The organism is Bosea sp. 685 (assembly GCF_031884435.1).
Taxonomy (GTDB): Bacteria; Pseudomonadota; Alphaproteobacteria; order Rhizobiales; family Beijerinckiaceae; genus Allobosea.
The window spans coordinates 746,525-773,388 of record NZ_CP134779.1 but is presented as its reverse complement, the minus strand read 5'-3'; the positions used below and the strand labels follow the sequence as shown (position 1 = coordinate 773,388).

The window sequence follows — 26,864 nt, the reverse complement described above, 5'->3', positions numbered from 1 at the left end:
AAAAGTGGCGAGCGCCGACGACAACTTCCTGCAGGGTGGCGCGATAGGACCGGTCGCGCGCGATAGCCTGACGCGCATCGTCTACAACAATCTGCGCCTCGCTTTGATGGAGGGCCGGTTCTGGCCGGGCCACCGCTTCAAGATCCGCGAACTCGCAGCCTCGATGCACGTCTCCGAGACGCCGATCCGCGAGGCGTTGATGCAGTTGGTGCGGGCGCGCGCGCTCGAACTGATCGACGGTCGCTCGATCATCGTCGCCCATATGTCGCTCGCCCAGTATCTGGAGCTGAGGACGATCAGGCTGTTCCTCGAGGGGCTGGCGGCCGAACGCGCGACCGCCCGGATCGACGACGAGGGCATCGCCCAGATGACCGCCCTGCACGCCGAACTCGCGGCAGCCGAGAACGAGGGACGCTGGTCGGACGCCGTGCGCGCGAACTGGCGCTTCCATCACCGGCTCTATGAAGCCGCCGACATGCCGGAGCTGCTCGCGCTCCTCGACGACATCTGGATGCGCAACGGCCCGCTGCTGAACTATCATTATCCTCATGCGCGGCCGACCTATCCGGGGCCGCACGAGCACTTACGCATCCTCGAGCGCCTGCGCGACCGCGACGGAGCGGGCGTGCGCGACGCCGTGCAGACCGACATGATCCAGGGCGGCGAGAAACTGGTCAAGCTGCTGGAATCGGGCGGCGATACCCGCAATCTCGCCCGCGAGGCCGGCCCTCAGACCGAGCCGCGCCCGCGCGCCTCGCGATAGGCCTGCGCGATCGCCTCGGCGTCCAGCCCATAGCGCGCGAACAGATAGGGCGTCGTGCCGCCCTCGGCGAAGACGTCGCGCACGCCGATGCGGCCAAAGCCCGTGCGGACGCCCGCCTCCATGAGCTGCTCGGCAACCGCGCTGCCCAGGCCGCCGATGATCGAATGGTTCTCGCAGGTCACGACCGCCCGCATGCCCTGGGCCATCGTCGCGATGCGCGGGTCGAGCGGCTTCAGGGTCGGCACGTCGACGACGCCGACCGCGATGCCCTCCGCGGCCAGGAGATCGGCCGCCCGCAGCGCCTGCTCGACCATCATGCCGCAGGCGAGGAGCAGCCCCTCCCCGGCTGGCGCAGCATGCGGGCCACGCCGATCGGAAGCGACCACTCGTCGGGGCCAAGCGCAGTCTCGGTGCCGTCCGCGCGCTTCAGCCGGAGATAGACCGGGCCGTCATGGGCAGCGGCGGCCCGGACGGCGGCGGGAACCGCGGCGGGGCTGCTCGGCTCGATCACGGTCATGTTCGGCAGCGACCGCATCAGCGCGATGTCGTCGATCGCCTGGTGAGAGACGCCCAGCAATGTGGTCAGCCCCGGGATGACGCCAACGATCTTTACGTTCAGCCTGGGATAGGCGACCTGCATGGCGATCTGGTCGTAGCAGCGGCGCGTGGCGAAGACGCAGAAGGAATGCACGAAGGGGATCTCGCCGCTGCGCGCCATGCCCCCGGCGATGCCGATCATGTTGGCCTCGGCGATGCCGACCTGCAGGAAGCGCTCCGGCAGCGCGTCGCGGAACAGATCCGTCTCGGTCGGCAGCGTAAGGTCGGCAGTCAGGCAGACGATTCTCGGGTCCTGCCGCGCCAGCTCGAGCAGCGTTTCGCCATAGAACTTGCGGCTGGGTGCGGCCGCCGCGCCGCGCTGGTTGAAATCCTGGACCGTCAGTGTGTCTGGGGTCATGGATGTCATGGCACGTCCCTTAAGTTGGACAAAGCCGCCATCGCAGCAGTGGCGACATCGGCGGGCAGCTTCAGATTATGCGCCAAAATGCCTTCGAGCATCGGTACGCCCTTGCCCGGCAGGGTGCGCACGACGAGGCAGGTCGGACGGGCGGGCGTCGCGCGGGCCCGGTCGAGCGCCCCGAGCAGGGCAGGAATATCGTGGCCGTCCACCACCTCCTGCGCCCAGCCGAAGCTCGCAAACTTGCCGGCGATCGGTTCGAGCTTGACCACGCCGTCGACATGGCCTTCGACCTGCATGCGGTTGTCGTCGATGAGCAGGCAGAGATTGTCGAGGCCGAGGCTGCCGGCGAGCAGGGCCGCCTCCCAGACCTGTCCTTCCTGAAGCTCGCCATCGCCCAGGATGACATAGACGCGGCTGGCATCGCCGCGCCGACGGGCCGCCAGCGCCATGCCGATGGCCACCGACAGGCCCTGCCCCAGCGAGCCGCATGTCGCCTCGACGACGGTCCCGACCCGCTCCGACGCATTCACCTCGAAGGGCGAGCCGTCCTTGCAATAAGCACCGATGTCAGCGGCCGGCACGAGCCCGCGCTGCGCCAGCGTCGCATAGAAGATCGCCGTGTTGTGCGCCGTCGAGAGCAGGAGCCGGTCGCGCGCCAGCCAGTCGGGATCGGCGGGATCCAGCCGCAATTCGGCGAAATAGAGCACCGCGAACAGATCGGCCGCGCCGAGACCCTGCTGGACATAGCCCTGCCCGGTCGGCGCGACGAGCTCGATCACCTTGCGTCGCAGCTGCAAGGCGATCTCGGCGAGTTCCTGGGGATCGCGGATGCGCAGCGCCGGCTGCCGCTCGGCACCGCCGCTCATTGTGTCTTCGCCTGACGCATCTCGTCTCTCCCAGTCAGGAACTTGCTCAGTCAAGGACTTGCCCAGTCAGGAACTTGCCCAGTCAGGGCTTGTGCAGCCCATAGACCGCAGCGAGTATATGATATATTCGAATTCCGTCTAGGGAGAGAACGGCGATGAGTCTCGTGTTTGGTGCGGTCGCCGACGACCTGACCGGCGGTCTCGAATTGGCCGCGATGATCCGGGCCGGCGGCGTGCCCTGCGCTTTCGTCACCGAACTGCCCGACACCGTGAGCGATCCGGCCATCGTCGTGGCAAGGCGCACGCGCGTCGCCGAGCCCGCTTTGGCAGTGGCCGATATCAGCCGCGTCGGTGCCTGGCTGATCGAGCGCGGGGCGCGGCAGCTCTTCTTCAAATACTGCGCGACCTTCGATTCCACGCCCCATGGCAATATCGGCAATTGCGCCGATGCGCTGCGCCAACTGACCGGCAGCCGGCTTGCTGCGTTCTGCCCGTCCTTCCCGGAAGCCGGGCGGCGCGTCTTCCAGGGCCATCTCTTCGCCGACGACAGGCTGATCTCGGAATCGCCGAAACGGCACGATCCACTGACGCCGATGACCGATCCCAACCTCGTGCGTGTGCTGCAGCAGCAGACGACGACACCGGTCGGATTGATTCCGCAGCAGATCGTGCGCGCCGGGCTGGAGGCGATGACCCGCCATTGCGAACAGCTGATTGCCGATGGCATCGGCTTCGCGCTCGCCGACACCGCGGTGCCCGACGATCTCGCGGCGCTGGCGGCGCTGACAGTGGACTGGCCGCTGATGACCGGCAACTCCTCGATTGCCGCGTATTATCCGGCGCTGTGGCGTGAGCGCGGGCTCGTCCATCCCGCTGTCGACGTGCCACGCCTGCCGCCCATCCCGGGGCCAGGCGTCGTGCTCGCCGGCAGTTGCGCCGAGAAGACCATGCGGCAGCTCGAAGTCTTCGGCCAGGATCGCCCGGTGCTGAGGCTCGACCTCGCCGCCGTCGGTGACGCCGATACGACAGTGGCCGAGGCGCTCGCCTGGGCCCTGCCCCGCCTCGCCGACGGCCCCGTCGCGATCGCGACGTCCGCCGAACCCGACGCGGTCGCGGCCGTGCAAGTCAGGCTTGGCCAGCGTCGCGCCGCCTCGCTCGCCGAGGAGATCTTGTCGAAATTGGCGCAGGCGCTGCGGGCACAGGGCGTGCGGCGCTTCCTGATCGCGGGCGGCGAGACCTCGGGGGCCGTACTGGATCGCCTCGCGATCCGCTCACTACGCGCCGGCGCCTACCGCGCCCCGGGCATCTCGCAGGCCCTGTCGGAGGGGGAAACGCCGCTCGCCTTCTGCCTCAAATCGGGCAAGCTCGGCCCCGAGGACATGTTGCTGCCGATGCTCGCGAGCATGGAACAAGGAGAGCAGCCGTGACTGCCGCGATCTTGGAGGCCGATGCCCGCGTCGAGCTATGCAAAATCTACCGGAAGATCGAGGGATCGGGCCTGAGCCTCGGCAATGCCGGCAATATCAGCCTGCGCCTGGGCGACGTCATGCTGATCAGCCCGACAGGCGCCGATGGCGCGACAGTGGCGCCGGATGATTTCGTGCTGTCGCGATTCGACGGCACAGCGCTATCGCAGGGCACGCCGTCCAGCGAATGGGCGATCCATGGCGGAATCTACGCAGCCGGGCTCGCCCAGGCCGTGATCCACGCTCATCCCGATGCTTGCGTCGCGCTGTCCTGCCTGCGCCGCCCGATGCCGCCGTTCCACTACATGGTGGCGGCTTTCGGCGGGCACGAGGTCCCCTGCGCGCCCTATGCGCCGTTCGGCACGACCGCGCTTGCCGAAGGCGTCGTGGCGTCGTTGGCGGGCCACAGCGCCTGCCTGATGGCCAATCACGGCATGGTCTGCATCGGCTCCACACTGGCGCAGGCCTTCGCGCGCACGGTCAAGCTCGAAATGCTGGCGCGGCAGTTGCTGCTCGCGCGCCAGGCCGGCGAGATCGTCCATCTTACCCGGGACGAGATGGACGCCGTGCTCGGACGCTATGCCGATTACGGGCGCGGCCGCCTGTCGAGCAACTGAGCGCGAGGTTTCACCGATGTCTGGAGGGATGAGATGATTATCGTCACGGGCGGTACCCATGGCATCGGCCGGGCCTGCGTCGAGCGTCTGGGGCCACGCGGCGTCGTCTTCACCGGCCGCGACGTCGCGGCGGGCGAAGAGCTGGCGGCGCAGGTGCCCGGCGCGCATTTCGTTCCCGGTGATGTGACGAGCGAGCAGGACTGCCGGCGCGTCGTCGATGCCGCCCTCGACCATGGCGGCGGCCGCCTTGCCGGCTTGGTCAACAATGCTGGGCTCGGACGGCGCATGGTCTTCGCGGAGGCAACCCTCGAGGATTGGGACGCCGTGATGAACGCCAATGCCCGCAGCGCCTTCCTGTTCACGCGCCATGCGCTGGCGGGCCTGCGCGCGGGCAAGGGTGCGGTTGTCAATGTCGCCTCCGTCGCGGGCAAGCTCGGCGAGGAGGGGTTGGCTGTCTACTGCGCCTCCAAGGCCGCCTTGATCGCGATGACGCAGGCGCTGGCGCTCGAATTCGGCGAGGAGGTCCGCTTCAACGCGATCTGCCCCGGACAGATCGCGACCCGGATGATGTCCAAGGTGCTGGCCGACCCGCTGCGGCTGCGGCAGCTCGAATTGCGCATTCCCGCCGGTCGCCTCGGTGACCCCGGCGAGGTCGCCGACGTCGTCGAATGGCTGCTCTCGGACAAGGCGAGCTATGTCAACGGCGCCGTATTGACGGTCGATGGCGGCGAGACGGCCGGGTTGCGCACGCCGAGGCTGCCGGAAGGATTTGGCGCGAGCTGATCGGCCGCCTCAGGCGCGAGGCGGCACCAGCTCCTGCACCGTTTTCGCCTCAGCCGCGATGCGCTCCCAGTCATAGAGCATCGGCACCATCTCGCAGGCGCTCCAGGGCGTATTCTGGTCGGCGTAGTGGGGGCTTGCCGGGTGTCCGGAGGTGCCGTGGAAGACGACCCAGCGGCTGTTGTCCCAGTTGCCGACATCGAAGACATAGCGCGACAGCGCACCATAGGTCGCCACCGGGCCGGCCGATGGCACGATCCCGATCGCGAGCACGGTGTCGCCGTCGCCGCCGACCGGCAAAGACGGCGGATCGAGCCGCTGCGCCCAGTCGGGGAACTGCGGCGAGAGCGGATGGGCAAAGCGCGGCCGATGCTCCTCGCCCCAACTCCGGCCGGTCAGGGTCGCCGCCGCTTCCGACAGCGCCTCCGACAGCAAATCGTCCCAGGTCGAGCCGTTGAGCATTCCGGCATCGTCGTTGCGCAATAGTGTCGGCACCGCCCACCAGACCTGGCCCTGCGGCGAGACGCCGGGCGCCACCGCGGCGAAGCGATGCGCAGTGGCCTGTTCCAACCTGCTGCGCAGGGTGACGATCCGCGTCAGGGCTCGCCGGAAGGCGTTATAGGCGGCGGCCGCGGTCGAATCCGCGTCCATGCGGCCGTTCCAGGCCAGCAGATCCTGCCGCAGCCGCTCCGCGCCGGCCTGTTCGCGCTGGCCCAGCGCCGCGAGGCGAGTGCGGAACAGCTCAAGATGCGGGGATTGCGTGTCGCCATGGATTGCCGCCGCGTCAGCGACGGCGAAAGGCACCCCTGAATCGAGCCGCTGCAGGATGCGCTCGGCGCGATAGGGAGGGTGGCAGTCGGTGCAGAGATAGTCGGGATGGTCATCCGCCACGACCCGGTTGTTAGCGGTGACGATCAGCCCACCGGGCGGGTCGATGACGCAGGGCATCGCCTCATGCGCGATCCAGCCCTGCCATTCATGCTCAGCCGTCCAGCCGGGCACGGGTAGCCAGCCATTATCGCGCGAGCGCACCGGCACGCGGGCGCGCACCAGATGGCCGATCGCGCCGGCCGTGTCGCCGGCGACGAGATTATGGTCGATCAGCCCCCAGCCGCGCGTCGCCTCGTAGAGTTCCGAGACGGTCGAGGCCGCAGGCATCCGCGTCAGGCAGTCGAAGGAGAGGTCGGTCTCGGCGAACTGGACGGAGCGCAGGGACAAGCCGACGCCCTCGCGCGGATCGCCCGCTATCACGGGACCATGGCGCGTCTCGAATATCTCGAACTCCCGGTCGGCCCCGCCCCTGACGGCGATGCGGTCGCGCCGGTGGCTGACGGGCTCGAAGCCCTCGCCGAAGCGCACCATTCTGCCCTCGTCAGTGAACTGCTCGAGATAGAGGTCGTGGATGTCCATGAAGGCATGGGTGACGCAATAGGCGACGCTGCCATTATGGGCGAAATGCGGGAAGCCCGGCACGCCCGGCACGGTGAGGCCGATCATGTCGAAGCGGTCGCAGGCGAGATGGTGCTGCGCATACATGCCGGGGATCTCGAAGACGCGATGGGGATCGCCCGCGAGAATGGGCCGCCCCGTCGCCGTCCGTTCCGGGCCGACCGCCCAGTTATTGCTGCCGCCTCCGGCCGCATCCGAGGCATCGCCGCCCATGGCCTTGAGCAGGTGATCGACTGTCGGCGCCAGCGCCGCCAGATCGGCTTCGAAGCGGTCGGCCTGGGCACCGGGGGGAATGCAGAGCAAATCGCGCCCGCCATCGTCATAGCGCAGCTTCAGCGCGTTCTGCGCGCCCACGATCGGCAGCGCCAGCATCCGCCAGAGCTTGAACCAGATCGAGCCCATCAGCAGGCCGAGCCGCCGCATCACTGCGATGCTGTGCCAGGGCTCCCAGGTCTCGGGCGTTGCGCCCAGCAGCGTGTATTCGCAAGGGACCGGCGCGCCGGACTCCAGGAACGCGTTCACACCGGCCGCATAGGCCTGCAGCATCGCCTTCGCGTCGCCGGCCAGCGCGTCGTAATCGCGCCGGCAAGCCTGTTCCATACCCAACCGCCGCACCAGGATGTCGGCCTCGGCCGCCTCGGCTCCGAGCCATTCGGCGGCACGCCCCAGCGCCTTGCGGCGCGTCAGCTCCATCTGGAAGAGGCGGTCCTGCGCATGGACGAAGCCGAGCGCCCGATAGGCATCCGCCTCGCCCACCGCCTTGATGTGCGGGATGCCCCAGGCATCGCGCCGGACGGAAACACGCGCCTCCAGGCCGGGCAGGGACAAGGAACCCGACAGCGGCGGCAGGGCCGCCGCAAGGGCGTCGCGATCGGCATCAGTCGTCATGGAGATCTCTCGTCAGGCGCGTTGTGGCAGTTCAGGCGTCGAGCGTGAGCTGCCAGAACATCGGGAAGCTGGACTGCACGATCGACTTGACGCGCGAGCGGTAGCCGGCCGGCCGGCTGAACTGGCCCCACATCACCGAGGGCGTGTCCTTGTAGGCCTCGACCTGGATCTCGGCCGCGATGCGCTTGCGCATGGCGGGGTCGGGCGCCCTGGCATAGGCTGCGAGCTTCTCGCTGATTACCGCGTCGCAGCTCCAGCCGGCATAGTTCGCGCAGTTGTTGCCGATGTAGAAATGCGTCAGCGGCGACATCATGTCGATGCCATTGGCATAGACCGGGAAGATGCCCCAGCCTTCCTTCTTGGCCCGGCGTGCGAGAACCGTGCCCCAGTCCATCACCTGCTCATCGACGGTGAAGCCGGCCTTGCGCATGTTGTCGGCCAGCACCGTCCCGGCCGTCTGCGAGATCGAGCCCGCAACCGACAGGAAGACGACCGGCTCGCCCTTGTAGGCGGTCTTCTTGAGGGCGGCGCGGGCCTCCTCGATCGCAAGCCTGGCGGTGGCTGCGCCCTCGGTGCTGCTGAGAGGCGCGTCGCACATGAAGAAGGACGGGCAGTTCTTGACCAGATAGCGATCGGGGATGCCGATGGCCTGCAGGACCTCGCCTTGGTCGACCAGCTTCCAGAGCACCTCGCGGACCGCCCGGTCGGCGAAGGGACCGGTCGCGTGATTGAGACGGAAATTGCCCTGAAACATGTCGAGGCCGGTCAGAGCCATGATGTTCACGTTCGGCGCCTTCTCGAGCTTGTCGAGCCAGTCGAAGGGCAGATACTGCATGTAGTCGATTTCGCCGGCGATCAGCGCGGTCGTCGCCGTCGCGTCGTCGGGCATGACGCGCAAGACCACCTCGTCGACTTTGACCACCTTCGCACCGGCCAGGAAATCGGGCTTCTCGGCGCGCGGCTTGTACTGCTCGAAGCGCTCCAGAACGGCGCGGTCGCCCGGCCGCCAGGCGCTGGCCTTGAACTTGAAGGGCCCCGACCCGATGATCTCCTTGATACGCTCGTCCCCGGGCGGGAGGATGCGCTCGGGCATCATCGCCGGCACGGGGGCATTGGGCTTGCCCAGCACGTCGAGCATCAGCGGGAAGGCCTCGCGCAGCACGATCCTGAAGCTGCGCTCATCCACCGCCTCGATCCCGGTCACAGCGGCCATGAGCATCTTGCCGAGCGCATCGCCGCGGGCCCAGCGCTTGAGCGAGGCGACGCAGTCCGAGGCCTTGACAGGCGCGCCGTCATGCCAGGAGAGGCCGTCGCGCAGCTTGAACCGCCAGCTCAGGCCGTCAGGCGCGGTCTCGAACGTGTCCACCATCTGGGGGTGGATCGTTCCCGCCATGTCCATCGAGAACAGCGTGTCGAAGACATGATAGGCGAAGGTGCGTGTGATCGCCGCCGTCGTGGCATGCGGATCGAGGATCACGACCTCGGATTCGAGTACGGCGATCATCGATTTCGGTGCCGCCTGGGAGACTGTCGGAACGACGAGGCTCGCCAGCGCCGCCGCGCCGCCCACGAGAACACCACGCTTGCTCAGTTCCTGTCGCAACATGGCTTCCCCTTTAGCTGTGAGACCGCGTGAAAGGTACAATGCGAATATACGATATATCGAGATCGCGGTGTCAAGCTTTGCCGGCGCGGCTGTGCCAGGTGGCACGCCGTTCCTGCTATCCCCGCAGGCGCGCATGAGAGGCTCGAACAGCGCCACGCATCAGCGGCCCCGCTTCAATCTGCAGCATCTCCCCTCGCCGCTTCCGACTGCCCGGCGGTCGCCTCACGCATGCCCTGCCGCAGAGTTTGGACCAGCTTGTTGAGTGCGATCATCCCAGGGATGTCGAAGCCGGAATGGCGCAGCAGCGCATCGGTCAGGCAACCCGTCTTGGGATGCAGGCTCACGCCCTTCTCAGTGAGATGCACCTCGACCAGACGCTCGTCGATGCTGCTGCGCCGGCGCGTAAGAAAGCCTGCCGCCTCGAGCCGCTTGACCGCCGGCGTGATCGTGCTCGGTTCCAGCGCCAGCCGCTCGCCGATCGCCCCGATCGTCAGCCCGTCCCTCTCCCAGAGCGCGCTCAGCACGAGATACTGGGTGTAGGTCACGCCGAGCCCGTCCAGCATCGGCTTATAGACGCGCTGGATCGCCAGCGAGGCGGAATAGATCGAAAAACAGAGCTGGCCGTCGAGCGGCAGGGTCGGGGCGTCGGTCATCGGGGTCCTCGGGAATGGCGTCTTCGCGAAAAAGAATATCGCGATAAAGAAATCGCTTTACAAGCTCGGAGCGGGTCGGTATGGGACTGATTATCGCGATAATGATTATCGCAGATACAGGAAAGGAACCACTGTCATGACCAAGACCCTGATCTCCGCCGCCGCGCTTGCCCTCTCCGCCGTCGTCGCCGGCACCACCGTCCAGGCCGCCCCTGCCGTCAAGAACGTCGTCCTCGTCCATGGCGGCTTCGTCGACGGCTCCGGCTGGCAGGGCGTCTACAACCAGCTGAAGACAAAGGGCTACAACGTCACCATCGTCCAGAACCCGACCACCTCTCTCGCTGATGACGTCGCCTTCACCAAGCGGGCGATCGCCCAGCAGGACGGGCCGGTCGTGCTCGTCGGCCACTCCTATGGCGGTGTCGTCGTCAGCGAGGCCGGTACCGACGAGAAGGTCAAGGCGGTGGTCTATATCGCAGCCTTCGCGCCGGATCAGGGCGAGTCCGTCGCCTCGCTGATCGCCAACCCGCCTCCGGGCGCTTCCGTCCCGCCGATCCTGCCGCCGGTCGACGGCTTCCTGGCCCTCGACAAGGCCAAGTTCGCAGCCGCCTTCGCGGCGGATGTCGATGCCAAGACGGCCGCCTTCATGGCCGACTCGCAGGTGCCCTGGGCCGTGGCCGCGCTGACCGGCGCGGTCACCAACCCGGCCTGGAAGGTCAAGCCGAGCTTCTACCTGGTCGCCACCGACGACCACATGATCCCGCCGCCCGCCCAGCGCCAGATGGCCAAGCGCGCCGGAGCGACCGTGGTCGAGACCAAGGGGAGCCATGCCGTCTACGTCTCGAAGCCCGGCGTCGTCGCCGAGATCATCGAAAAGGCCGCAAACGCCAAGTGAGCTGAGCCAAGACGATCCAACGAATTCGTCGTCATCGACAATGCAGGGCGGGCCTCAAAAGGGCCCGCCCTTTTGCTCATCAGCCTACGCGGCTATTTCGAGAGAGGCGCGGCGTCCATCGTCGCTCTGCTCAGCGGCAATGAAAGCGCCGCTTCAGCCCTGCCTCAAACGATCCGACCGGCCAGCCATAACCTGCAACGGCACAGGCGGTGACGGCTTCGACTACGCCGCGGCGCGCGCGCTCATCGTCAACAGCTCGTAACGCGCGACAGTCTCGCCATCCTGGTTGAAGACCTCGGCGTCCCAGCGCACCTCGCCATATTCCGGCTTCCGCGCCGCCTGCTTCTGCTTGACCGTGAGGCGGACGCGGATCGTGTCGCCCGGCGAGACCGGCTTGAGGAAGCGCAGGTTGTCGAGGCCGTAATTGGCCAGCAGCGGTCCGGGCGCCGGATCGACGAAAAGCCCTGCGGCAAAGGCGAGGATCAGATAGCCATGGGCGACGCGGCCCGGGAAGAACGGATTCGCCTTGGCCGCCTCTTCGTCCATATGCGCATAGAAGGTGTCGCCGCTGAAATGGGCGAAATGCTCGATGTCATCGAGCGTGATCGCGCGCGCACCGGTCTCGACCGTATCGCCGACGGTAAGGGCATCGAAGTCCAGCTTGAAGGGGTGGGTTGCCGCGACGGGCGCCGGAGCGCCCTTGATCCAATTGCCCGTCAGCAGCGAGAGGCGCCCGGGCGAGCCCTGCAAGGCCGTGCGCTGCATATAGTGGAACACGCCGCGCAGGCCGCCGAGCTCCTCGCCGCCGCCAGCGCGACCGGGACCGCCATGGAGCAGGTATGGCAGCGGCGAACCGTGGCCGGTCGATTCCTTGGCGCAGTCGCGGTCGAGCACGAGCAGGCGGCCATGATAGGAGGCCATGCCGAAGATCAGCGCCTCAGCCACCGCCTGGTCATAGGTGAAGACCGATGCCACCAGGCTGCCCTCGCCCATCGCCACCAGCGCGACGGCCTCATTCAGGCTGTCATAGCCCATCAAGGTCGCAACCGGGCCGAAGGCTTCCGTCGTGTGCGCATGGCGGGCTTCGCGCGGTTTGGCGCAACGCAGCAGCACCGGCTGCATGAAGGCGCCCGTCGCGATATCGCCGCCGATCACCTCGCCGCCTGCCGGATCGCCGCACAGGATCTCAGCCTCTCCTGCGATCTCAGCCACTTTCGCGCGGACGTCTTCGCGCTGGGCCAGACTCACCAATGGCCCCATGCGGACCTCATCGAGGCGCGGATCGCCGAGCTTGATCGCGGCGAGCTGGGCGGTCAGCGCCTCGCCGACGGCTGTCTCCAGCTCGCGCGGAACGAAGATGCGGCGGATCGCCGTGCATTTCTGGCCTGCCTTCACCGTCATTTCACGGACGACCTCCTTCACGAAGAGATCGAATTCGGGCGTGCCGGGACCAGCGTCCGGGCCGAGCACCGCGGCGTTGAGGGAATCGCGCTCGGCGATGAAGCGTACGGCATTGCGCGAGACGGCCGGGTGGTTGCGCAGCTTCTCCGAGGTGCCGAGCGAGCCGGTGAAGGAGAGCACATCCTGCCCCGTGAGATGGTCGAGCAGGTCGCCGGTCGCGCCACAAATGAACTGCAGCGCACCCGCAGGCAGAATGCCGGACTCGACGATCAGCCGGATGACGGCTTCGGTGACATAGGCTGTCGCCGTCGCAGGCTTGGTGATGACGGGAACGCCGGCGATCAAGGCGGGCGCGAGCTTCTCCAGCATGCCCCAGCACGGGAAGTTGAAGGCGTTGACGTGGACGGCGACGCCCTGGAGCGGGGTCAGCACATGAAGGCCGACGAAGCTCCCGCCCTTGGACAGCGCCTCGCTCGCACCCTCCACGACGAAACGCTCGCTCGGCAGATCCCGCCGCCCGCGCGAGGCATAGGCGAACAGCGTGCCGATACCGCCGTCGATATCGATCAGGTTGTCGCGCTTGGTCGCGCCGGTCTCGGCAGCCAGAGCGTAAAGCGGCTCCTTATGCGTGTTGAGATAGGTCGCCAGCGCCTTGAGCAGATCGGCTCGCTGATGAAAATTCAGCGCCCGCAGAGCCGGTCCGCCGACGTCGCGTGCATGCGCAACCACCGCGGCGAAATCGAGCCCGGCACTGGAAGCGCGCGCGACAACCCGGCCATCGATTGCGCTGGGAATATCGATGAGACCGGAGGATGCCTCGAACCATTGGTCGAGCGCATAGCTTTGCAGGATCGCGGTCATGGCTTTGTGTCCTCCCGGTCAGCGGAGCCTTGCGTTCGCAGGTTGACAAGCGAGCTCCTTGCGTGAAAGATTAACCGATCGGCCGGTTAATTCAAGAGGCTCTGAAGAGCCCGACCCAGGGAGGATTAAAGATGCAGCCGAAGACAGGCTTGCCGACGACAGACTTGGAGCCCGTGCTTCTCGTCGACCAGCGCGACGGCTGGACCAAGCTGACGTTGAACCGCCCGGAGCGGTTGAATTCCTTCAACGAAGCCATGCACCAGGCCTTGGCCGCGGCCCTCGACGAGGCCGGCGCCGACGAGCGCTGCCGCGCGGTTCTGCTCACCGGCACCGGTCGCGGCTTCTGCACCGGGCAGGATCTGAGCGACCGTCTCGGCGGCGATGGACCGCATGATCTCGGCGCGACGATCGAAGCCTTCTACAACCCGCTGGTGCGGCGGCTGCGCGCTTTGCGCAAGCCGGTGGTCTGCGCCGTCAACGGCGTCGCCGCCGGCGCTGGTGCCAATATCGCATTCGCCTGCGATATCGTGCTGGCCGCCCGCTCGGCAAAATTCATCCAGTCCTTCGTCAAGGTCGGCCTCGTGCCGGATTCGGGCGGAACCTTCTTCCTGCCTCGGCTGGTCGGCCCGGCGCGGGCGCGCGGGCTTGCCATGCTGGCGGAACCTCTCCCGGCCGAGACCGCCGAAGCCTGGGGCCTGATCTGGAAAACCGTCGAGGACGCGACCCTGCAGGAAGAGGCCGAACGGTTGACCGCGCATCTCGCGACGCAGCCGACGCAGGGGCTCAGCCTGATCAAGCAGGCGCTCGATGCCGCGCAAGAGAATAGCCTGGACGAGCAGCTCGACCTTGAGCGTGATTTCCAGCGCAAGGCCGGCCGCACGCCGGATTATCGCGAGGGGGTGAGCGCCTTCATGGAGAAGCGGCCGCCGCGTTTTTCCGGGCGCGACTCGTGAGCGCGCCTCTCGCCGCTCTCTCGCCCGACGAGATCGCGCGTCGCGCCGCCCAGGTGATGTGGGCCAGCGATAAGGCGAGCCAGGCGCTGGGGATGGAGATTGTCTCGACCGGACCGGGCGAGGCCGTGCTGGCGATGTCGATCTCGCCCGAGATGACCAACGGCCACGGCACGGCCCATGGCGGCTTCATCTTCACGCTCGCCGACAGTGCCTTTGCCTTCGCCTGCAACTCCTATGGCGAGACCACCGTCGCCGCCCATTGCAGCATCTCTTATGTCCGGCCAGGCAAGGCCGGAAACCGTCTGGTCGCCTCTGCCCGTGAAGTCTCGCGCAGCGGTCGCTCCGGCATCTATGATGTCCGTGTCAGCAGCGACGGCGAGACGATCGCCGAGTTCCGCGGGCATTCCCGCACCATCGGCGGCTCGTTCATCGAGCCTGCCGCCAACGCGCCGCAGAGCGCGATCCGATCATAAGCTTGAGGGAAGGAGACGGCGACCATGGCGCTTCATGCAATGGCGTATGACGGTGCGGTGAAGGACGGGCTCGATACGGCGGAGCGCGCCTCTCGCGACGAGATCATGGCGCTCCAGCGTGAGCGCCTGGCATGGTCGCTGCGGCATGCCTACGAGAACGTGCCGCATTATCGCCGGTCCTTCGATGCGGCCGGCGTCCACCCCTCCGATTTCCGCCAGCTCTCGGACCTCGCCAAGTTTCCCTTCACGGTGAAGCAGGATCTGCGCGACAATTATCCCTTCGGGCTTTTCGCGGTGCCGCGCGAGAAACTCGCCCGCATCCACGGCTCGTCTGGCACCACCGGCAGGCCGATCGTGGTCGGCTACACGCTGGCCGATATCGACATGTGGGCCAATGTCATGGCGCGCTCGCTGCGCGCCGCCGGCGCGCGCCCGGGCATGATGGTGCATGTCGCTTATGGCTACGGCCTGTTCACCGGCGGGTTGGGGGCCCATTACGGCGCCGAGCGGCTCGGCTGCACCGTCGTACCGATGTCGGGCGGCATGACCGAGCGCCAGGTCCAGCTCATCACGGATTTCAAGCCCGAGGTGATCATGGTGACGCCGAGCTACATGCTCGCCATCCTGGACGGCTTCGCCAAGGCGGGGCTCGATCCGCGCGCGAGTTCGATGCGTTTCGGCGTCTTCGGAGCCGAACCCTGGACCAATGCGATGCGCGAGGAGATCGAGCAGGCCTTCGCCATGGACGCCACCGACATCTATGGCCTGTCGGAGGTGATCGGCCCCGGCGTCGCCCAGGAATGCGTCGAGACCAAGGATGGTCTGCACATCTGGGAAGATCACTTCCTGCCCGAGGTGATCGATCCCGAGACGGGCGCAGTGCTGCCCGACGGCGAACCGGGCGAACTGGTCTTCACCTCGCTCAGCAAGGAAGCCTTCCCGATCATCCGCTATCGCACCCGCGACCTGACCCGGCTTCTGCCGGGCACGGCCCGGCCCGGCATGCGGCGCATGGAGAAGGTGACCGGACGCTGCGACGACATGATGATCCTGCGCGGCGTCAACGTCTTCCCGACCCAGATCGAGGAAGCGCTGCTCGCCACCGACTGGTGCGCCGGCCATTTCCTGATCGAGCTGACGCGCGAGGGCCGCATGGACGAAATGACGGTGCTGGCCGAGGCTCGTGAGGGGATGTGGGATAGCGCCGGGCTGAGCGTTCAGGCCGAGCGGCTGGTGACGCGGATCAAGGACACGATCGGCATCACCACACGGGTGGTGATCCAGCCTCCCGGAACGCTGGAGCGCTCCGCCGGCAAGGCCAAGCGTGTGATCGACAAGCGCCCGAAGGGGTAGAGCTGGGTCTGATGAGTTCGGTCGGAACCACGGCGTCATCCTGGGCGAAGCAGAGCTTCGTCCCGGGATCCATCATAAAGCGGCGCCGATCCCTATGATGGATCCCGGATCTGCGCGGCTTCGCCGCTTGTCCAGGATGACGCCGCGTTTCCGAGCAAGATCATTGGGCTCTAGCCGTTCCCGTCATTGCGAGCGCAGCACTTCAAACCTGATCGAAATCCACCACCACCCGCGCGCTGGTCGGATGAGCCTGGCAGGTCAGGATGAACCCGGCCTTGAGCTCCCATGGCTCCAGCGAGTAGTTCACCGCCATCTGCGCCTCGCCCTCGACGAGCTTGGCCCGGCAGGTCGAGCACATGCCGCCCTTGCAGGCGAAGGGCAGGTCCATGCCGGCGCGCAAGGCCGCGTCGAGGATGGCTTCGCCCGCGGCGATCGGGATTTCGCGGCGCTTGCCATCGACGATCATCGCCCCGAGATGGGCGGGCGGAGCGCTCGCCTCGACGATGACGGGTTTCGGCCGAGGCCGGCCGCCGAGCGCCGAGACGAAGCGCTCGACATGGATGGCGTCCCCGGCAATGCCGATCTCCTGGAGGGTCGCTTCCAGATCCTCGCTCATCGCGGTCGGGCCACAGATGAAGACATGGTCGACCGCCGCCGCCGGGACGATGCTGCGCAGCAGGAGCCGCGCCTTCTCGCCATCGAGGCGTCCGTTCAGGATCGGCAGATCCTGCTCCTCGCGCGACAGCACGTGAAAGATCGCAAGCCGCCCAAGGAAGCGATCCTTCATCTCCTCCAGGCTCGCCCGGAACAGAATGTCCTCGGTCGAGCGGTTGCCGTAGAACAGGAAGAAACGGCTCGTCGGCTCGCGCTGGAGCACGCCGCGGATGATCGACAGGATCGGCGTGATGCCCGACCCCGCCGCGAAACCGACATGGATGCGCCCATCGCCCGGATCGCGTTCGAGGCCGAAGCGGCCAGTCGGCGTCATCACATCGACCGCGTCGCCGATCGCGATATTGCCGTTGATCCAGGTCGAGAACAGGCCGTTATCGACCTGCTTGACCGCGATCCTGAGTTCGCCGTCTTGCGGACCCGAGCAGATCGAGTAGGAGCGGCGCGTGTCCTCGCCTTCGATCGTCGCGCGCAGGGTCAGATACTGGCCGGGTGCGAAATGATAATCGGCGGCAAGATCCTCGGGCACCGCGAAGGCAATCGAGACGGCGTCCTGCGTCTCGCGCTTCACGTCGCGGACGGCCAGGCGATGGAAGCGGGGTGTGGCGGTGGACATGGCGCCCCTACTAATGGCAGCGGAAATAGTCGAAAGGCTCTCGGCAGGCATTGCAGCGCCAGAGCGCCTTGCATGAGGTCGAGCCGAATTCGGCGAGCCGGGATGTATCGAGCGAGCCGCATTGCGGGCAGGCGACCTCTTCCGTACCGAAAAGCGCCCGTCGTCCGGCGCTTCTGGCAGGAGGCGCGACGCCATATTCCAATAGTTTGCGCCTGCCGTCCTCACTCATCCAATCGGTGGTCCAGGCCGGCGACAGCACTGTCGTGACCGTGGCGGGCCCGAGGCCGGCTTGCTCCAGCGCGAGCTCGATCTCCAGCGCGATCATCGTCATCGCCGGGCAACCCGAATAGGTCGGCGTGATCAGGACCTCGACCCTGCCGTCATTGAGGCGCACCTCGCGCAGTACGCCGAGATCAGCAATCGACAGCACCGGAATTTCCGGATCGACGACGGCGCCGGCGATCCGCCGGACCTCGTCGAGCCGAGCCTCGTCGAGCCGGTTCTCGTTGAGCATAGCCGCATCGCGATCGCGCGCGACGGCGTTCACCAGACGGCACCGGGGAAGGCGCGCTGCAGATATTGCAGCTCGCTCAGGAGATGGCCGAGATGCTCGGTATGATGGCCGTTGCGCCCGCCCTTCTGCATCCAGTCGTTTTGCGGCACGGCAAGCGTCGCCTGGGCCAGCACGCTGGCGACGGTCTCGCGCCAACCGGCGCGCAGGCTCTCGGGATCGACCGCGATGCCTTCGGCAATCAGCTCCCGCTCGACCGGATCGACCTCGAACATCTCCCCGGTGAAGGGCCAGAGCGCATCGAGCGCGGCCTGCGCCCGCCTATGGCTCTCGGGCGTGCCGTCGCCCAGCCGCACCACCCATTCCGAGGCGTGCCGCAGATGGTAGGCGGTCTCCTTCTCGGCCTTGGCGGCGATCGCGGCCAGCGTCGGATCAGTGCTGGCCATCATGGCGCGCCACCACGGATCGATGAAGGCTGCGTAGAGGAACTGGCGCAGCATGGTCTGGGCGAAATCGCCATTGGGCTGCTCGACCAGGAGAAGATTGCCGTAGCCGCGCACGTCGCGCAGATAGGCATAGGCATCCTCGTCGCGGCCGGCGGCTTCGACCTTGGCCGCATGGGCGTAGAGCGAGCGGGCCTGGCCGATCAGGTCGAGGCCCATATTGGCCAGCGCCATGTCCTCTTCCATCATCGGCGCGTGGCCGCACCATTCCGAGAGGCGATGGCCCAGGATCAGGGCGTCGTCGGCGCGCCGCAGGGTGTAGCGCAGCAGCGGCGTGTCGGAGACGGAGATCGATGCGACGGGCATGGCGATGTCCTCACATATGCCCGACATCGTCGGGCACTTCGTAGAAGGTCGGATGCCGGTAGATCTTCGTCTCCGCCGGTTCGAACATCATGCCGGAATCGCTCGGGTCCGAGGCGATGATCGCGGTCGACGGCACGACCCAGATCGAAAGCCCTTCGCCGCGGCGCGTATAGACGTCGCGCGCCGCCTGGAGCGCCAGCTTGGCGTCTGCGGCATGAAGCGAGCCGACATGCTTGTGCGCGAGCCCGTTACGGCTGCGGATGAAGACCTCCCAGAGCGGCATCATCGGCCCGGCCATGCGTCATCTCCCTTGCCGCGCTGCCTTTGCCGGCGCGCTGTCTGTTGTGTTTGCCTCAGCCCACCGGCGGCGCTCGCTCAGGCGGCGAGCGCCTTGCCGCGCTGCTTCTGCGCGTAAGCGAGCGCCGCCTCGCGCACCCACTCGCCTTCGTCATGGGCCTTGCGTCGCGCCGCCAGCCGTTCCCGATTGCACGGGCCGTTGCCGGCGATCACCTGCTTGAACTCGTCCCAGTCGATCTCGCCATAGCGCCAGTGCCCGGTCTCCTCATCCAAGCGAAGCTCGGGGTCGGGCAGCGAAAGCCCGAGAATCCGCGCCTGGGGCACGGTGGCGTCGACGAATTTCTGGCGCAGCTCGTCATTGGAAAAGCGCTTGATCTTCCACAGCGTCGAGGTGTCGGAGTGCAGGCTGGCGGCATCGGGCGGCCCGAACATCATCAGGCAGGGCCACCACCAGCGGTTCAGTGCGTCCTGCGCCATGTCCTTCTGCTCGGACGTACCGCGCGACAGCGTCAGCATGATCTCGTAGCCTTGGCGCTGGTGGAAGGATTCCTCCTTGCAGACCCGGATCATGGCGCGTGCGTAAGGGCCATAGGAGCAGCGGCAGAGCGGGATCTGGTTCATGATCGCCGCGCCGTCGACGAGCCATCCGATCGCCCCGATATCGGCCCAGGTCAGCGTCGGATAGTTGAAGATCGACGAGTACTTGGCCTTGCCGCTCAGAAGCTGGTCGACGAGTTCCTCGCGCGATGCGCCGAGCGTCTCGGCGGCAGCATAGAGATAGAGGCCGTGGCCGCACTCGTCCTGGACTTTCGCCAGAAGGGCGGCCTTGCGGCGCAGCGACGGCGCCCGCGTCAGCCAATTGCCCTCCGGCAGCATGCCGACGATCTCGGAATGGGCGTGCTGCGAGATCTGGCGGGTCAAGGTCCGGCGATAGGCCGCCGGCATCCAGTCGTTCGCCTCGATCCGCTCCTCGGCATCGACCCTGGCCTGGAACCGGGCCGCGAGGCCGGCATCCTCGAGCTGGCGTTCGCCGGAATCGGGATTGGTGTTGAGGGCCTGCGTATACATGCGCTCCTCCTCTTTTCTCGTTGGTCCAATTTATATGTAACAGAAAAAGTCACGTCAACAATTTTCTGTAACATATTATCGCACGATGAGGCCTGCGACCGCGCAGCGAGGGCCTGAGGTTAAGTCGTGAATCGGCTCTCGATCTCGCTCGAGCGCGGCAGCGGCTCGCCGCTTTCATTGCTGGCGTTCTGGTCGAGCCAGCGTTCCGAGCCAGGCAGCACCTGGCGGTAGATCGCGGCGCACAGGCTGCGTGCCGATGCGCCTGGCCAGTCCTCCGGCAGGATATCGGCGGGCAGGACGGGGTCGCGCAACACGACCCGGCGGTATTCGTGAATCAGCAGGATGCGGGCGACGAGCGCATCGAGATCGGACAGGCGAACGCCGCCCTCGAGGCCGGCCGCAAGCGGCTCGAACGCCGCCTGGAAACGGCGATAGGCTTCGGCGATGGTATCGAGAGGCCAACTCCTCGCCGCAAGCGCTCGATTGGTCGAGAGGTCGCCGCTCCCTTCGAAGCGCAGCGCGCCGTTTACCAGTTCCGGCAACGCGGCGCCGGCTGGCGCAAGCCACAGGCCGGGCGAGGCGGTTCCGAAGCCTGCGCTCTCCATCGCCGCCTTCGTGGCCTCGCGATCAGCGCCGCCATCGAGCAGCACCATGTCGAAACGCCCCGGCCAAGGCAGCGAATGCAGCGTGTAGATCTGCTCCGACGCGAGCCGGAAGGTGTCGCGCCCCTTATCGGCCAATCGGTAGAAGCTGTTGCGGCCGACCTTGATGCGCTCCAGCCAGCCATCGCTCGCCAACCGGGACATCGCCGTACGGACAAGCCCATCGGACAAGCCCATCGCCCGGAAGAACGCAAGCAAGGTCCCGAGCCAAACCGAGCCGCCACGCGGCACGATCGCATCGCCATAGATGGTGATGATGATCGACCAGGTCCGCGACGGCTCGCCGCGAAGATGGTCGAGGATCGGGTCGAGGGTGGCGCGGGACATCGGCGATCAGTAGCGCCCGGCGCCGCAACCGCAAGCGGCAGGACAGATAAGCTGCATCACGCCCCACGCTTGGCGGATGCAGCTTGACGCCGAAGCGGTCTGGCGGTGGTGGGCGCCACGGCCTCTGCCGCAACCGCAGCTCCGGCGGTGACGAGCTGCGAGGCCATCAACGCGTATTGCTGGCGCGACAGGCCCTTGCCCTCGCGGAACCAGAGATAGTGCCAGTTCAGCATGCCGAAAAGGGACATGGTCAGCGGCTTGAGCAGAGGCCCCTGCCCCACCTCCGGGACCGTCTCGGCAATCGTGTCGGCGAAGATCGCCACGAGCTGGCGCTCAAGAGCGCGCAGCGTCTCCTGCCGATCGTCGCTCAGGAATTTGAGATTGGCGATCTGCACCTGATGCTGGGCGTCCGCGTCGCGATAAGCTTCCAGCAGGGCGGCAGACAGGGCGTAGAGGCGCTCCTGGGGATCTTTCGCCGAACGAGCCGCGTCCTCGACGACGGCGACCAGATCGTTGAGATGGTCGAACAGGATGTCGAACAGCACCGCGACCTTGTCGGGGTAATAATGGTAAAGCAGCGCCTTGGAGGCCCCGCAAGCTTCCGCGATCATCGTGATCGAGGTTCCCGAATAGCCGTACTGGGCGAAGAGCTCAGCCGCGCGCTGCAGGATCGTTTGCCGCTTGGCGTCGTAGTCTTGTGCGCGGGTGCGAGCCATTGCGTGTCGTGTTCCTGTGTCGTCGCTTCCAGCGCAGCCCTGTTCGCCGGACTCAATACCGAGGGTCCCGCCTTGCGCTTTCCAGCTTGCATAATCGGTCCCGTCGTCTCTGGATATCAAAGACTGTCCGACTGGTCGATCAATGATACGCTCAAATCTCGCTTTTAAGATTGACCAATCGGCCGGTTAATTTTAGCTTGCTACCGTATCGGCATCAGCTACGATGTCGATGGGAATAAAACGGCGGGCCAACCGCCGCGCTTGATCCAGCTCAGGCCTTCTTGGAGGAACGCCCCATGACGAAATCCGCCTTCGGACGGCAGTCCTTGCGCGCGTCCGCGCTGCAAGCCCTTGCTGTCACAACCTTGCTGTCGCTGCCGGCTCTTGCCGCCGATCCGATCAAGATCGGCGCCGTCCTTTCCGCAAGCGGCCCCGCCGCCTTCCTTGGCGACCCGGAGGCGAAGACCCTCAAGATCTATGTCGAGGAGCTGAACAAGAAGGGCGGCGTGCTCGGCAGGCAGGTCGAGCTCGTGCTCTATGACGATGGCGGCGACGCCAACAAGGCGCGCACCTTCGCGACGCGGCTGATCGAGGACGACAAGGTCGTCGCCATGGTCGGCGGTTCCACGACGGGTACGACCATGGCGATGATCCCGGTCTTCGAGGATGCCAAGGTGCCGTTCGTCTCCGTCGCCGGCGCGATCGAGATCATCGAGCCCGTGCGCAGCTTCGTGTTCAAGACGCCGCATACCGACAAGACCGCCTGCGAAAAGATCTTCGAGGACATGAAGGCGCGCAGCCTGACCAAGATCGGCATGATCTCGGGCACCGACGGCTTCGGCAAGTCGATGCGCGCCCAGTGCCTGCGGGTCGTGAAGGATTACGGCATCACGATCGTGGCCGATGAGAGCTATGGCGCGACCGATTCCGACATGACGCCGCAGCTCAACAAGATCAAGAACACCGCCGGACTCCAGGCAGTGGTCAATCCCGGCTTCGGCCAGGGCCCGGCGATCGTGACGCGCAATTACGGCCAGCTCAGCATCGGGCTGCCGCTCTACCAGAGCCATGGCGTCGCCTCGAAGAGCTTCATCGATCTCGCCGGCCCCGCCGCTGAAGGCATAAGGCTGCCGGCGCCTGCCCTGCTCGTCGCCGACAAGCTCGCTGATGCCGACAAGCAGAAGGCGGTGGTGACCGCCTACAAGACATCCTACGAGAAGGCCGTCGGCCAGCCCGTCTCCACCTTCGGCGGCTATGCCTTCGACGGGATTCAACTCGTGGTCGAGGCGATCCAGAAGGCCAAAGGCACCGACCCGCAGAAGATCCGCGACGCGCTGGAAGCCACCAAGGGCTATGTCGGCGTCACCGGAATCTACACGATGTCGGCGACCGACCATCTCGGACTGGGCACCGAGTCCTTCCGGATGCTGGAAGTCAGGAACGGCGGCTGGGTCGAGGTCGGCGCGCGCTGAGGCGCAGCCGACCTGGTCAACCCTGTCCCCGGCCGGGGCATAGCCCCGGCATTCAGCCCCAGCGCTAGGGCAATTTCCGATCCAACTGGATCGCTCAATAGCTCTAGCGCATTGTTTTAACGCGTTTTCTTCATGCGAACCGGATTCCACTTCGCTTGAAAACGCTCCAGATCATGTGCGAGACGCCATGGCCGAGTTCCTGCAACTGCTCTTCTCAGGCCTGACGGTCGGCGCGGTCTACGCCCTCGTCGCACTCGGCTTCACGTTGATCTACAACGCCTCCGACGTGATCAATTTCGCCCAGGGCGACTTCGTCATGATCGGCGGCATGGGCACGGTGTTTCTGGCCGCAGTTGGCCTGTCCCTTCCGCTCGCCGCCTTCATCGCGATCCTGGCGGCGGTGGCAGTCGGATTGCTGCTGCACCGCCTGGCGATCGAGCCGGCGCGCGGCGCCTCGCCGGTCGCGCTGATCATGATCACGATCGGCGCCTCTATCTTCATCAAGGGCGTCGCCCAGATCGTCTTCGACAAGCAGTTCCATTCGCTGCCCGCCTTCACCGGCTCGGACCCGATCGCTTTGGGCGGCGCGACCATCCTGCCGCAGAGCCTCTGGGTCGTCGGTGGCGCGATCGTGCTGTTTGTCGCCCTCTATCTCTTCCTGGAACGGACCCTGCTCGGCAAGGCAGTGCTCGCCACCGCCGCCAACCGCCTGGCGGCGCGTCTGGTCGGGATCAACGTCAAGGTCATCCTCGCGCTCGCCTTCGGCGTCTCCGCCGCCATCGGCGCGATCGCCGGCGTCCTCGTCACGCCGATCACGCTGACGCGCTACGATATCGGCACCTTGTTCGCCTTGAAGGGCTTTGCGGCGGCGATGGTGGGCGGCATGGGCCATCCGCTCGGCGCCGTGGTCGGCGGCGTCCTGATCGGCCTGATGGAAGCCTTTGGAGCAGGCTATATCAGCTCGACCTATAAGGATGGCGTCGCCTTCCTCGCCATCCTTCTGGTGCTGTTCTTCATGCCGCGCGGCCTGTTCGGCGGCGGCAGCGTGGAGCGCGTCTGATGCTCAAGAGCGCATTGCAGTCGCGCTGGGCGACGCTCGCTGTCTTGGCGCTGGTGATGGCGATCGTGCCGCTGATCGCCCCCTCGGCCTTCTATCTGCGCGTGGCGGCGCTGGTCTGGATTTTCGCGCTGGCCGCGCTCGGGCTGACGATCCTGATGGGCTATGCCGGGCAGGTCAGCCTCGGTCATGCCGGCTTTCTCGGCATCGGCGCCTATGGCGTGGCGATCGGCCCGACCCATCTCGGCCTCTCGCCGCTGCTGTCGCTGGTTCTGGCTGCGGCATTGTCGGGCGTCATCGCCTATGTCGTCGGACGCCCGATCCTGCGGCTGAAGGGCTATTACCTCGCCATCGCGACGCTCGGCTTCGGCCTCATCCTGGCGCTGATCTTCCAGAGCGAGAGCGCGGTCACGGGCGGACCTGACGGCATGGCGGTGGCGCGTCTCACGGTGTTCGGCTGGCGCATCGCTGGCGCCATGCAGTGGTACTGGGTCAGCGCCGGCGTGCTGCTCGTCGGAGCCTGGATTGCGCTCAACATCGCCGACAGCCCGTCCGGCCGGGCGCTGCGCGCCGTGCACGACAGTGAGGTCGCGGCAGCGGGCGCAGGTGTCGATGTCGCGGCCAAGAAGCTCGCCGCCTTCGTGACTGCGGCCATCTATGCTGCCATCGCCGGTGGATTGCTTGCCTGCATGAACGGCCTGATCACGCCCGATGCCGCGAGCTTCATGCATTCGGTCGAGTTCGTCGCGATGGTGATCATCGGCGGTCTCGGTTCCGTTCTCGGCGCGGTCGTCGGTGCGGCGTTCCTGATCGTTCTGCCCCAAGTGCTGACCTCCTTGCAGGAATACGAGCAGGCCGTACTGGGCCTGCTGATCATGGTCTTCATGATCGTGCTGCCGACCGGGATCGTGCCGTCGCTGCGCAACTGGCTTGCGGAGCGACTGTCATGAGCCTGCTCAGCGTCTCCGACCTCGGCATCAGCTTCGGCGGCGTCGTCGCCGTGGATGGCGTCGGCTTTTCAGTCTCGCCGGGCGAGGTGTTTTCCATCATCGGCCCCAATGGCGCCGGCAAGACCACCTTGTTCAACGTCGTCACGGGAATCTACCGCCCGCAAAGGGGCGATGTGCGGCTCGATGGGCAATCGATGATCGGACTGTCCCCGCATCTCCTGGTGCGACGCGGCATGGCGCGAACCTTCCAGAACCTGCAGATCTTTTTCCGGATGACGACGATCGAGAACGTCATGGTCGGCCGCCATCTCACTGAGCGCTCGTCGTTCCTGTCGGACCTTCTCGGCCTGCCCAATGTCACCAGGCAGAACCGCCTGACCCGCGACGCCGCCCTCGCCTTGCTGGAGCGTGTCGGCCTTGCCGCCCACGCCGACGCCAATGCCGGCTCGCTGCCCTATGGCGCGCTCAAGCGCCTGGAGATCGCGCGTGCGCTCGCCGCCGAGCCGAAGGTGCTCCTGCTCGACGAGCCGGCGGCCGGCTGCAACGCCATCGAGACCGAGGCGATCGATGCGCTGATCGTCGAGATCGCCCGGTCAGGCACGGCCGTCGTCCTGATCGAGCATGACATGAAGCTGGTGATGAAGATTTCCGACCGGATCCTGGTCCTGGCGCAGGGCCGCCCGCTCGCGGAAGGGACGCCGCGCACGATCCGCGACGATCCGGCCGTGATCGCGGCCTATCTCGGCGATCACGGCAGCAGGGAGGCCGATCGTGCTCACGGTTGAGGGCTTGTCCTCGGCCTATGGCCGAATCGCGGTTTTGCATGAGGTCAGCCTGACCGTGGCGCAGGGCGAGATCGTCGCGCTGGTCGGCTCGAACGGCGCCGGCAAGACGACGCTGCTGCGGACGATCTCCGGCGTGCAGCCGCTGACGGGAGGGCGCATCCTGTTCGAGGGGCGGCCGATCGAGCGCATGCCCGCCCACACCCGTGTCGGGCTCGGCATCGCGCAGTCGCCCGAGGGGCGACAGGTCTTCGGCCCGCTCAGCGTCGAGGACAATCTGCGCCTGGGCGCCTTCCGCAGACAGGATGCCGGCCTCACTGAGCGGCTCGCCCAGGCCTATGCAATGTTCCCGATCCTTAGGGAGAAGCGCGCCATACCGGCGATGAGCCTGTCGGGGGGCAGCAGCAGATGCTCGCGATCGCTCGCGCCCTGATGGCCGCGCCGAAGCTGCTTCTGCTCGACGAGCCGTCGCTGGGCCTCGCGCCGCTGCTGGTCGACCAGATCCTGAATGCCGTCGTCTCGCTGCGGGATCAGGGAATGACGATCCTCCTGGTCGAGCAGAATGCCTCGGCAGCCCTGGCCATCGCCGATCGCGGCTATGTGCTGGAGACCGGCAAAATGGTTCATCAAGGCGCTGCCCAGTCATTGCTGGCCGATCCCAAGATGCGGGCCGCGTATCTCGGGCTTTGACCGGAGTTTCCTATCAGGAATGCTGCCGTCGAAGCCTCGGCGGATCCGTGCGATGGCCTGATTTGAACGTGATATCGGGACACCGTCGGATTGCCCGGAGGAGTGCGCGAGAGCCCAGGACGTCTTCCTGCCCACCATCGCAGCCCAGAAGCGCTCCATCACGAGCTCGTGGGGATAGCGGCCGTGCAAGGGGTCTCCATCGCCCCGGTCGGCAGGGGCCGGTGCCACTGCCGAGCTCGGCAGCGACCATCGC

At 66.6% G+C, this 26,864-nt stretch carries 26 protein-coding genes and 1 pseudogene; 13 read left to right on the top strand and 14 right to left on the bottom strand.

Annotated features, from left to right (window positions below):
* The first annotated feature begins 4 nt into the window (after window positions 1-4).
* Window positions 5-763, top strand: coding sequence for a GntR family transcriptional regulator (locus RMR04_RS04640; protein ID WP_311913234.1), 759 nt, complete (start codon window positions 5-7; stop codon window positions 761-763).
* Here RMR04_RS04640 and RMR04_RS04635 read toward each other — a convergent pair.
* Genes RMR04_RS04635 through RMR04_RS04625 form a run of 3 tightly spaced genes read right to left on the bottom strand, consistent with a single transcriptional unit; the run spans window position 730 to window position 2,587 of the window.
* Window positions 730-1,080: a transketolase C-terminal domain-containing protein gene (locus tag RMR04_RS04635; RefSeq protein ID WP_311913233.1), complete on the bottom strand. Its 351-nt coding sequence runs from the start codon at window positions 1,078-1,080 to the stop codon at window positions 730-732. The genes RMR04_RS04640 and RMR04_RS04635 overlap by 34 nt on opposite strands.
* Window positions 1,077-1,727, bottom strand: coding sequence for a transketolase family protein (locus RMR04_RS04630; protein ID WP_311913232.1), 651 nt, complete (start codon window positions 1,725-1,727; stop codon window positions 1,077-1,079). The genes RMR04_RS04635 and RMR04_RS04630 overlap by 4 nt, the downstream gene beginning before the upstream one ends.
* Window positions 1,724-2,587: a transketolase gene (locus RMR04_RS04625; protein ID WP_311913230.1), complete on the bottom strand. Its 864-nt coding sequence runs from the start codon at window positions 2,585-2,587 to the stop codon at window positions 1,724-1,726. The genes RMR04_RS04630 and RMR04_RS04625 overlap by 4 nt, the downstream gene beginning before the upstream one ends.
* Window positions 2,588-2,742: 155 nt before the next feature.
* On the opposite strand from RMR04_RS04625, the gene otnK reads away from it, so the two are divergent.
* The 3 genes from otnK to RMR04_RS04610 are packed head-to-tail and all read left to right on the top strand — an operon-like array spanning window position 2,743 to window position 5,453.
* On the top strand, window positions 2,743-4,014 hold the full coding sequence (gene otnK / locus RMR04_RS04620; protein WP_311913229.1) for a 3-oxo-tetronate kinase: 1,272 nt from the start codon (window positions 2,743-2,745) through the stop codon (window positions 4,012-4,014).
* Window positions 4,011-4,670, top strand: a complete 660-nt coding sequence (locus RMR04_RS04615; protein WP_311913228.1) for a class II aldolase/adducin family protein — start codon at window positions 4,011-4,013, stop codon at window positions 4,668-4,670. Before otnK ends, RMR04_RS04615 begins: the two co-directional genes overlap by 4 nt.
* 33 nt (window positions 4,671-4,703) lie before the next feature.
* A complete protein-coding gene (locus tag RMR04_RS04610) occupies window positions 4,704-5,453 on the top strand; it encodes an SDR family NAD(P)-dependent oxidoreductase (RefSeq protein ID WP_311913226.1) in 750 nt (249 codons plus the stop codon).
* A 9-nt stretch (window positions 5,454-5,462) separates the two neighbouring features.
* On the opposite strand, the gene RMR04_RS04605 is transcribed toward RMR04_RS04610, so the two are convergent.
* The 3 genes from RMR04_RS04605 to RMR04_RS04595 form a co-directional block, all read right to left on the bottom strand.
* Complete coding sequence (locus tag RMR04_RS04605) at window positions 5,463-7,787, bottom strand: penicillin acylase family protein (RefSeq protein ID WP_311913225.1); 2,325 nt, start codon at window positions 7,785-7,787, stop codon at window positions 5,463-5,465.
* Between the two features lie 31 nt (window positions 7,788-7,818).
* Window positions 7,819-9,393, bottom strand: a complete 1,575-nt coding sequence (locus tag RMR04_RS04600; protein WP_311913224.1) for an ABC transporter substrate-binding protein — start codon at window positions 9,391-9,393, stop codon at window positions 7,819-7,821.
* Between the two features lie 173 nt (window positions 9,394-9,566).
* A complete protein-coding gene (locus RMR04_RS04595; protein WP_311913223.1) occupies window positions 9,567-10,046 on the bottom strand; it encodes a MarR family winged helix-turn-helix transcriptional regulator in 480 nt (159 codons plus the stop codon).
* 136 nt (window positions 10,047-10,182) lie between these two features.
* Between RMR04_RS04595 and RMR04_RS04590 the strand changes: the two genes are divergently transcribed.
* Window positions 10,183-10,941, top strand: coding sequence for an alpha/beta fold hydrolase (locus tag RMR04_RS04590; protein WP_311913222.1), 759 nt, complete (start codon window positions 10,183-10,185; stop codon window positions 10,939-10,941).
* A 222-nt stretch (window positions 10,942-11,163) separates the two neighbouring features.
* Here RMR04_RS04590 and paaZ read toward each other — a convergent pair whose 3' ends face one another.
* Window positions 11,164-13,203, bottom strand: coding sequence for a phenylacetic acid degradation bifunctional protein PaaZ (gene paaZ / locus RMR04_RS04585; RefSeq protein WP_311913221.1), 2,040 nt, complete (start codon window positions 13,201-13,203; stop codon window positions 11,164-11,166).
* A 131-nt stretch (window positions 13,204-13,334) separates the two neighbouring features.
* On the opposite strand from paaZ, the gene paaG reads away from it, so the two are divergent.
* Genes paaG through paaK form a run of 3 tightly spaced genes read left to right on the top strand, consistent with a single transcriptional unit; the run spans window position 13,335 to window position 15,982 of the window.
* Window positions 13,335-14,156 carry a 2-(1,2-epoxy-1,2-dihydrophenyl)acetyl-CoA isomerase PaaG gene (gene paaG / locus RMR04_RS04580; protein ID WP_311913219.1) on the top strand — a complete coding sequence of 274 codons (822 nt, stop codon included), beginning with the start codon at window positions 13,335-13,337 and terminating at the stop codon, window positions 14,154-14,156.
* 56 nt (window positions 14,157-14,212) lie between these two features.
* Window positions 14,213-14,629: a hydroxyphenylacetyl-CoA thioesterase PaaI gene (gene paaI, locus RMR04_RS04575; protein WP_311916051.1), complete on the top strand. Its 417-nt coding sequence runs from the start codon at window positions 14,213-14,215 to the stop codon at window positions 14,627-14,629.
* A gap of 24 nt (window positions 14,630-14,653) precedes the next feature.
* Window positions 14,654-15,982, top strand: a complete 1,329-nt coding sequence (gene paaK, locus RMR04_RS04570; RefSeq protein WP_311913218.1) for a phenylacetate--CoA ligase PaaK — start codon at window positions 14,654-14,656, stop codon at window positions 15,980-15,982.
* 202 nt (window positions 15,983-16,184) lie between these two features.
* Here the strand turns inward: paaK and paaE are convergent, their stop codons facing one another.
* The 7 genes from paaE to RMR04_RS04535 all read right to left on the bottom strand — a co-directional run bounded on the left by paaE (window position 16,185) and on the right by RMR04_RS04535 (window position 21,660).
* Window positions 16,185-17,270, bottom strand: a complete 1,086-nt coding sequence (paaE, locus tag RMR04_RS04565) for a 1,2-phenylacetyl-CoA epoxidase subunit PaaE (RefSeq protein WP_311913216.1) — start codon at window positions 17,268-17,270, stop codon at window positions 16,185-16,187.
* A gap of 10 nt (window positions 17,271-17,280) precedes the next feature.
* Window positions 17,281-17,784 (bottom strand): 1,2-phenylacetyl-CoA epoxidase subunit PaaD, encoded by a 504-nt coding sequence (gene paaD, locus RMR04_RS04560; protein ID WP_311916050.1) that lies wholly within the window; start codon window positions 17,782-17,784, stop codon window positions 17,281-17,283.
* A gap of 29 nt (window positions 17,785-17,813) precedes the next feature.
* Entirely contained in the window at window positions 17,814-18,590 is a 777-nt protein-coding gene (gene paaC / locus RMR04_RS04555; RefSeq protein ID WP_311913214.1) for a 1,2-phenylacetyl-CoA epoxidase subunit PaaC, read from the bottom strand.
* Between the two features lie 10 nt (window positions 18,591-18,600).
* A complete protein-coding gene (gene paaB / locus RMR04_RS04550) occupies window positions 18,601-18,888 on the bottom strand; it encodes a 1,2-phenylacetyl-CoA epoxidase subunit PaaB (RefSeq protein ID WP_311913212.1) in 288 nt (95 codons plus the stop codon).
* 77 nt (window positions 18,889-18,965) lie between these two features.
* The gene (gene paaA, locus RMR04_RS04545) at window positions 18,966-19,955 is read right to left on the bottom strand and encodes a 1,2-phenylacetyl-CoA epoxidase subunit PaaA (protein ID WP_311913210.1); all 990 of its coding nucleotides are present in this window, start codon (window positions 19,953-19,955) and stop codon (window positions 18,966-18,968) included.
* 119 nt (window positions 19,956-20,074) lie between these two features.
* Window positions 20,075-20,944 carry a phenylacetic acid degradation operon negative regulatory protein PaaX gene (gene paaX / locus RMR04_RS04540; RefSeq protein ID WP_311913209.1) on the bottom strand — a complete coding sequence of 290 codons (870 nt, stop codon included), beginning with the start codon at window positions 20,942-20,944 and terminating at the stop codon, window positions 20,075-20,077.
* A gap of 56 nt (window positions 20,945-21,000) precedes the next feature.
* Window positions 21,001-21,660, bottom strand: a complete 660-nt coding sequence (locus RMR04_RS04535; protein WP_311913208.1) for a TetR/AcrR family transcriptional regulator — start codon at window positions 21,658-21,660, stop codon at window positions 21,001-21,003.
* Window positions 21,661-21,956: 296 nt separating this feature from the next.
* Here RMR04_RS04535 and RMR04_RS04530 point away from each other — a divergent pair, with 296 nt between their 5' ends.
* From RMR04_RS04530 to RMR04_RS04510, 5 genes and pseudogenes are all read left to right on the top strand, one after another.
* Window positions 21,957-23,132 (top strand): ABC transporter substrate-binding protein, encoded by a 1,176-nt coding sequence (locus RMR04_RS04530; RefSeq protein ID WP_311913207.1) that lies wholly within the window; start codon window positions 21,957-21,959, stop codon window positions 23,130-23,132.
* Between the two features lie 187 nt (window positions 23,133-23,319).
* Complete coding sequence (locus RMR04_RS04525; RefSeq protein ID WP_311913205.1) at window positions 23,320-24,192, top strand: branched-chain amino acid ABC transporter permease; 873 nt, start codon at window positions 23,320-23,322, stop codon at window positions 24,190-24,192.
* Window positions 24,192-25,139, top strand: coding sequence for a branched-chain amino acid ABC transporter permease (locus tag RMR04_RS04520; protein ID WP_311913204.1), 948 nt, complete (start codon window positions 24,192-24,194; stop codon window positions 25,137-25,139). Before RMR04_RS04525 ends, RMR04_RS04520 begins: the two co-directional genes overlap by 1 nt.
* The gene (locus tag RMR04_RS04515) at window positions 25,136-25,924 is read left to right on the top strand and encodes an ABC transporter ATP-binding protein (RefSeq protein ID WP_311913203.1); all 789 of its coding nucleotides are present in this window, start codon (window positions 25,136-25,138) and stop codon (window positions 25,922-25,924) included. The genes RMR04_RS04520 and RMR04_RS04515 overlap by 4 nt, the downstream gene beginning before the upstream one ends.
* Window positions 25,911-26,611 (top strand): annotated as a pseudogene (locus tag RMR04_RS04510) (ABC transporter ATP-binding protein). Before RMR04_RS04515 ends, RMR04_RS04510 begins: the two are co-directional and overlap by 14 nt.
* Window positions 26,612-26,864 lie beyond the last annotated feature (253 nt).

Coding starts and splice junctions, on each gene's coding strand:
- RMR04_RS04635 (WP_311913233.1), bottom strand. CDS start 1,080: ATGATGGTCGAGCAGGCGCTGCGGGCGGCCGATCTCCTGGCCGCGGAG.
- RMR04_RS04630 (WP_311913232.1), bottom strand. CDS start 1,727: ATGACATCCATGACCCCAGACACACTGACGGTCCAGGATTTCAACCAG.
- RMR04_RS04625 (WP_311913230.1), bottom strand. CDS start 2,587: ATGAGCGGCGGTGCCGAGCGGCAGCCGGCGCTGCGCATCCGCGATCCC.
- otnK (WP_311913229.1), top strand. CDS start 2,743: ATGAGTCTCGTGTTTGGTGCGGTCGCCGACGACCTGACCGGCGGTCTC.
- RMR04_RS04610 (WP_311913226.1), top strand. CDS start 4,704: ATGATTATCGTCACGGGCGGTACCCATGGCATCGGCCGGGCCTGCGTC.
- RMR04_RS04605 (WP_311913225.1), bottom strand. CDS start 7,787: ATGACGACTGATGCCGATCGCGACGCCCTTGCGGCGGCCCTGCCGCCG.
- RMR04_RS04600 (WP_311913224.1), bottom strand. CDS start 9,393: ATGTTGCGACAGGAACTGAGCAAGCGTGGTGTTCTCGTGGGCGGCGCG.
- RMR04_RS04595 (WP_311913223.1), bottom strand. CDS start 10,046: ATGACCGACGCCCCGACCCTGCCGCTCGACGGCCAGCTCTGTTTTTCG.
- RMR04_RS04590 (WP_311913222.1), top strand. CDS start 10,183: ATGACCAAGACCCTGATCTCCGCCGCCGCGCTTGCCCTCTCCGCCGTC.
- paaZ (WP_311913221.1), bottom strand. CDS start 13,203: ATGACCGCGATCCTGCAAAGCTATGCGCTCGACCAATGGTTCGAGGCA.
- paaG (WP_311913219.1), top strand. CDS start 13,335: ATGCAGCCGAAGACAGGCTTGCCGACGACAGACTTGGAGCCCGTGCTT.
- paaI (WP_311916051.1), top strand. CDS start 14,213: ATGTGGGCCAGCGATAAGGCGAGCCAGGCGCTGGGGATGGAGATTGTC.
- paaK (WP_311913218.1), top strand. CDS start 14,654: ATGGCGCTTCATGCAATGGCGTATGACGGTGCGGTGAAGGACGGGCTC.
- paaE (WP_311913216.1), bottom strand. CDS start 17,270: ATGTCCACCGCCACACCCCGCTTCCATCGCCTGGCCGTCCGCGACGTG.
- paaD (WP_311916050.1), bottom strand. CDS start 17,784: ATGCTCAACGAGAACCGGCTCGACGAGGCTCGGCTCGACGAGGTCCGG.
- paaC (WP_311913214.1), bottom strand. CDS start 18,590: ATGCCCGTCGCATCGATCTCCGTCTCCGACACGCCGCTGCTGCGCTAC.
- paaB (WP_311913212.1), bottom strand. CDS start 18,888: ATGGCCGGGCCGATGATGCCGCTCTGGGAGGTCTTCATCCGCAGCCGT.
- paaA (WP_311913210.1), bottom strand. CDS start 19,955: ATGTATACGCAGGCCCTCAACACCAATCCCGATTCCGGCGAACGCCAG.
- paaX (WP_311913209.1), bottom strand. CDS start 20,944: ATGTCCCGCGCCACCCTCGACCCGATCCTCGACCATCTTCGCGGCGAG.
- RMR04_RS04535 (WP_311913208.1), bottom strand. CDS start 21,660: ATGGCTCGCACCCGCGCACAAGACTACGACGCCAAGCGGCAAACGATC.
- RMR04_RS04530 (WP_311913207.1), top strand. CDS start 21,957: ATGACGAAATCCGCCTTCGGACGGCAGTCCTTGCGCGCGTCCGCGCTG.
- RMR04_RS04525 (WP_311913205.1), top strand. CDS start 23,320: ATGGCCGAGTTCCTGCAACTGCTCTTCTCAGGCCTGACGGTCGGCGCG.
- RMR04_RS04520 (WP_311913204.1), top strand. CDS start 24,192: ATGCTCAAGAGCGCATTGCAGTCGCGCTGGGCGACGCTCGCTGTCTTG.
- RMR04_RS04515 (WP_311913203.1), top strand. CDS start 25,136: ATGAGCCTGCTCAGCGTCTCCGACCTCGGCATCAGCTTCGGCGGCGTC.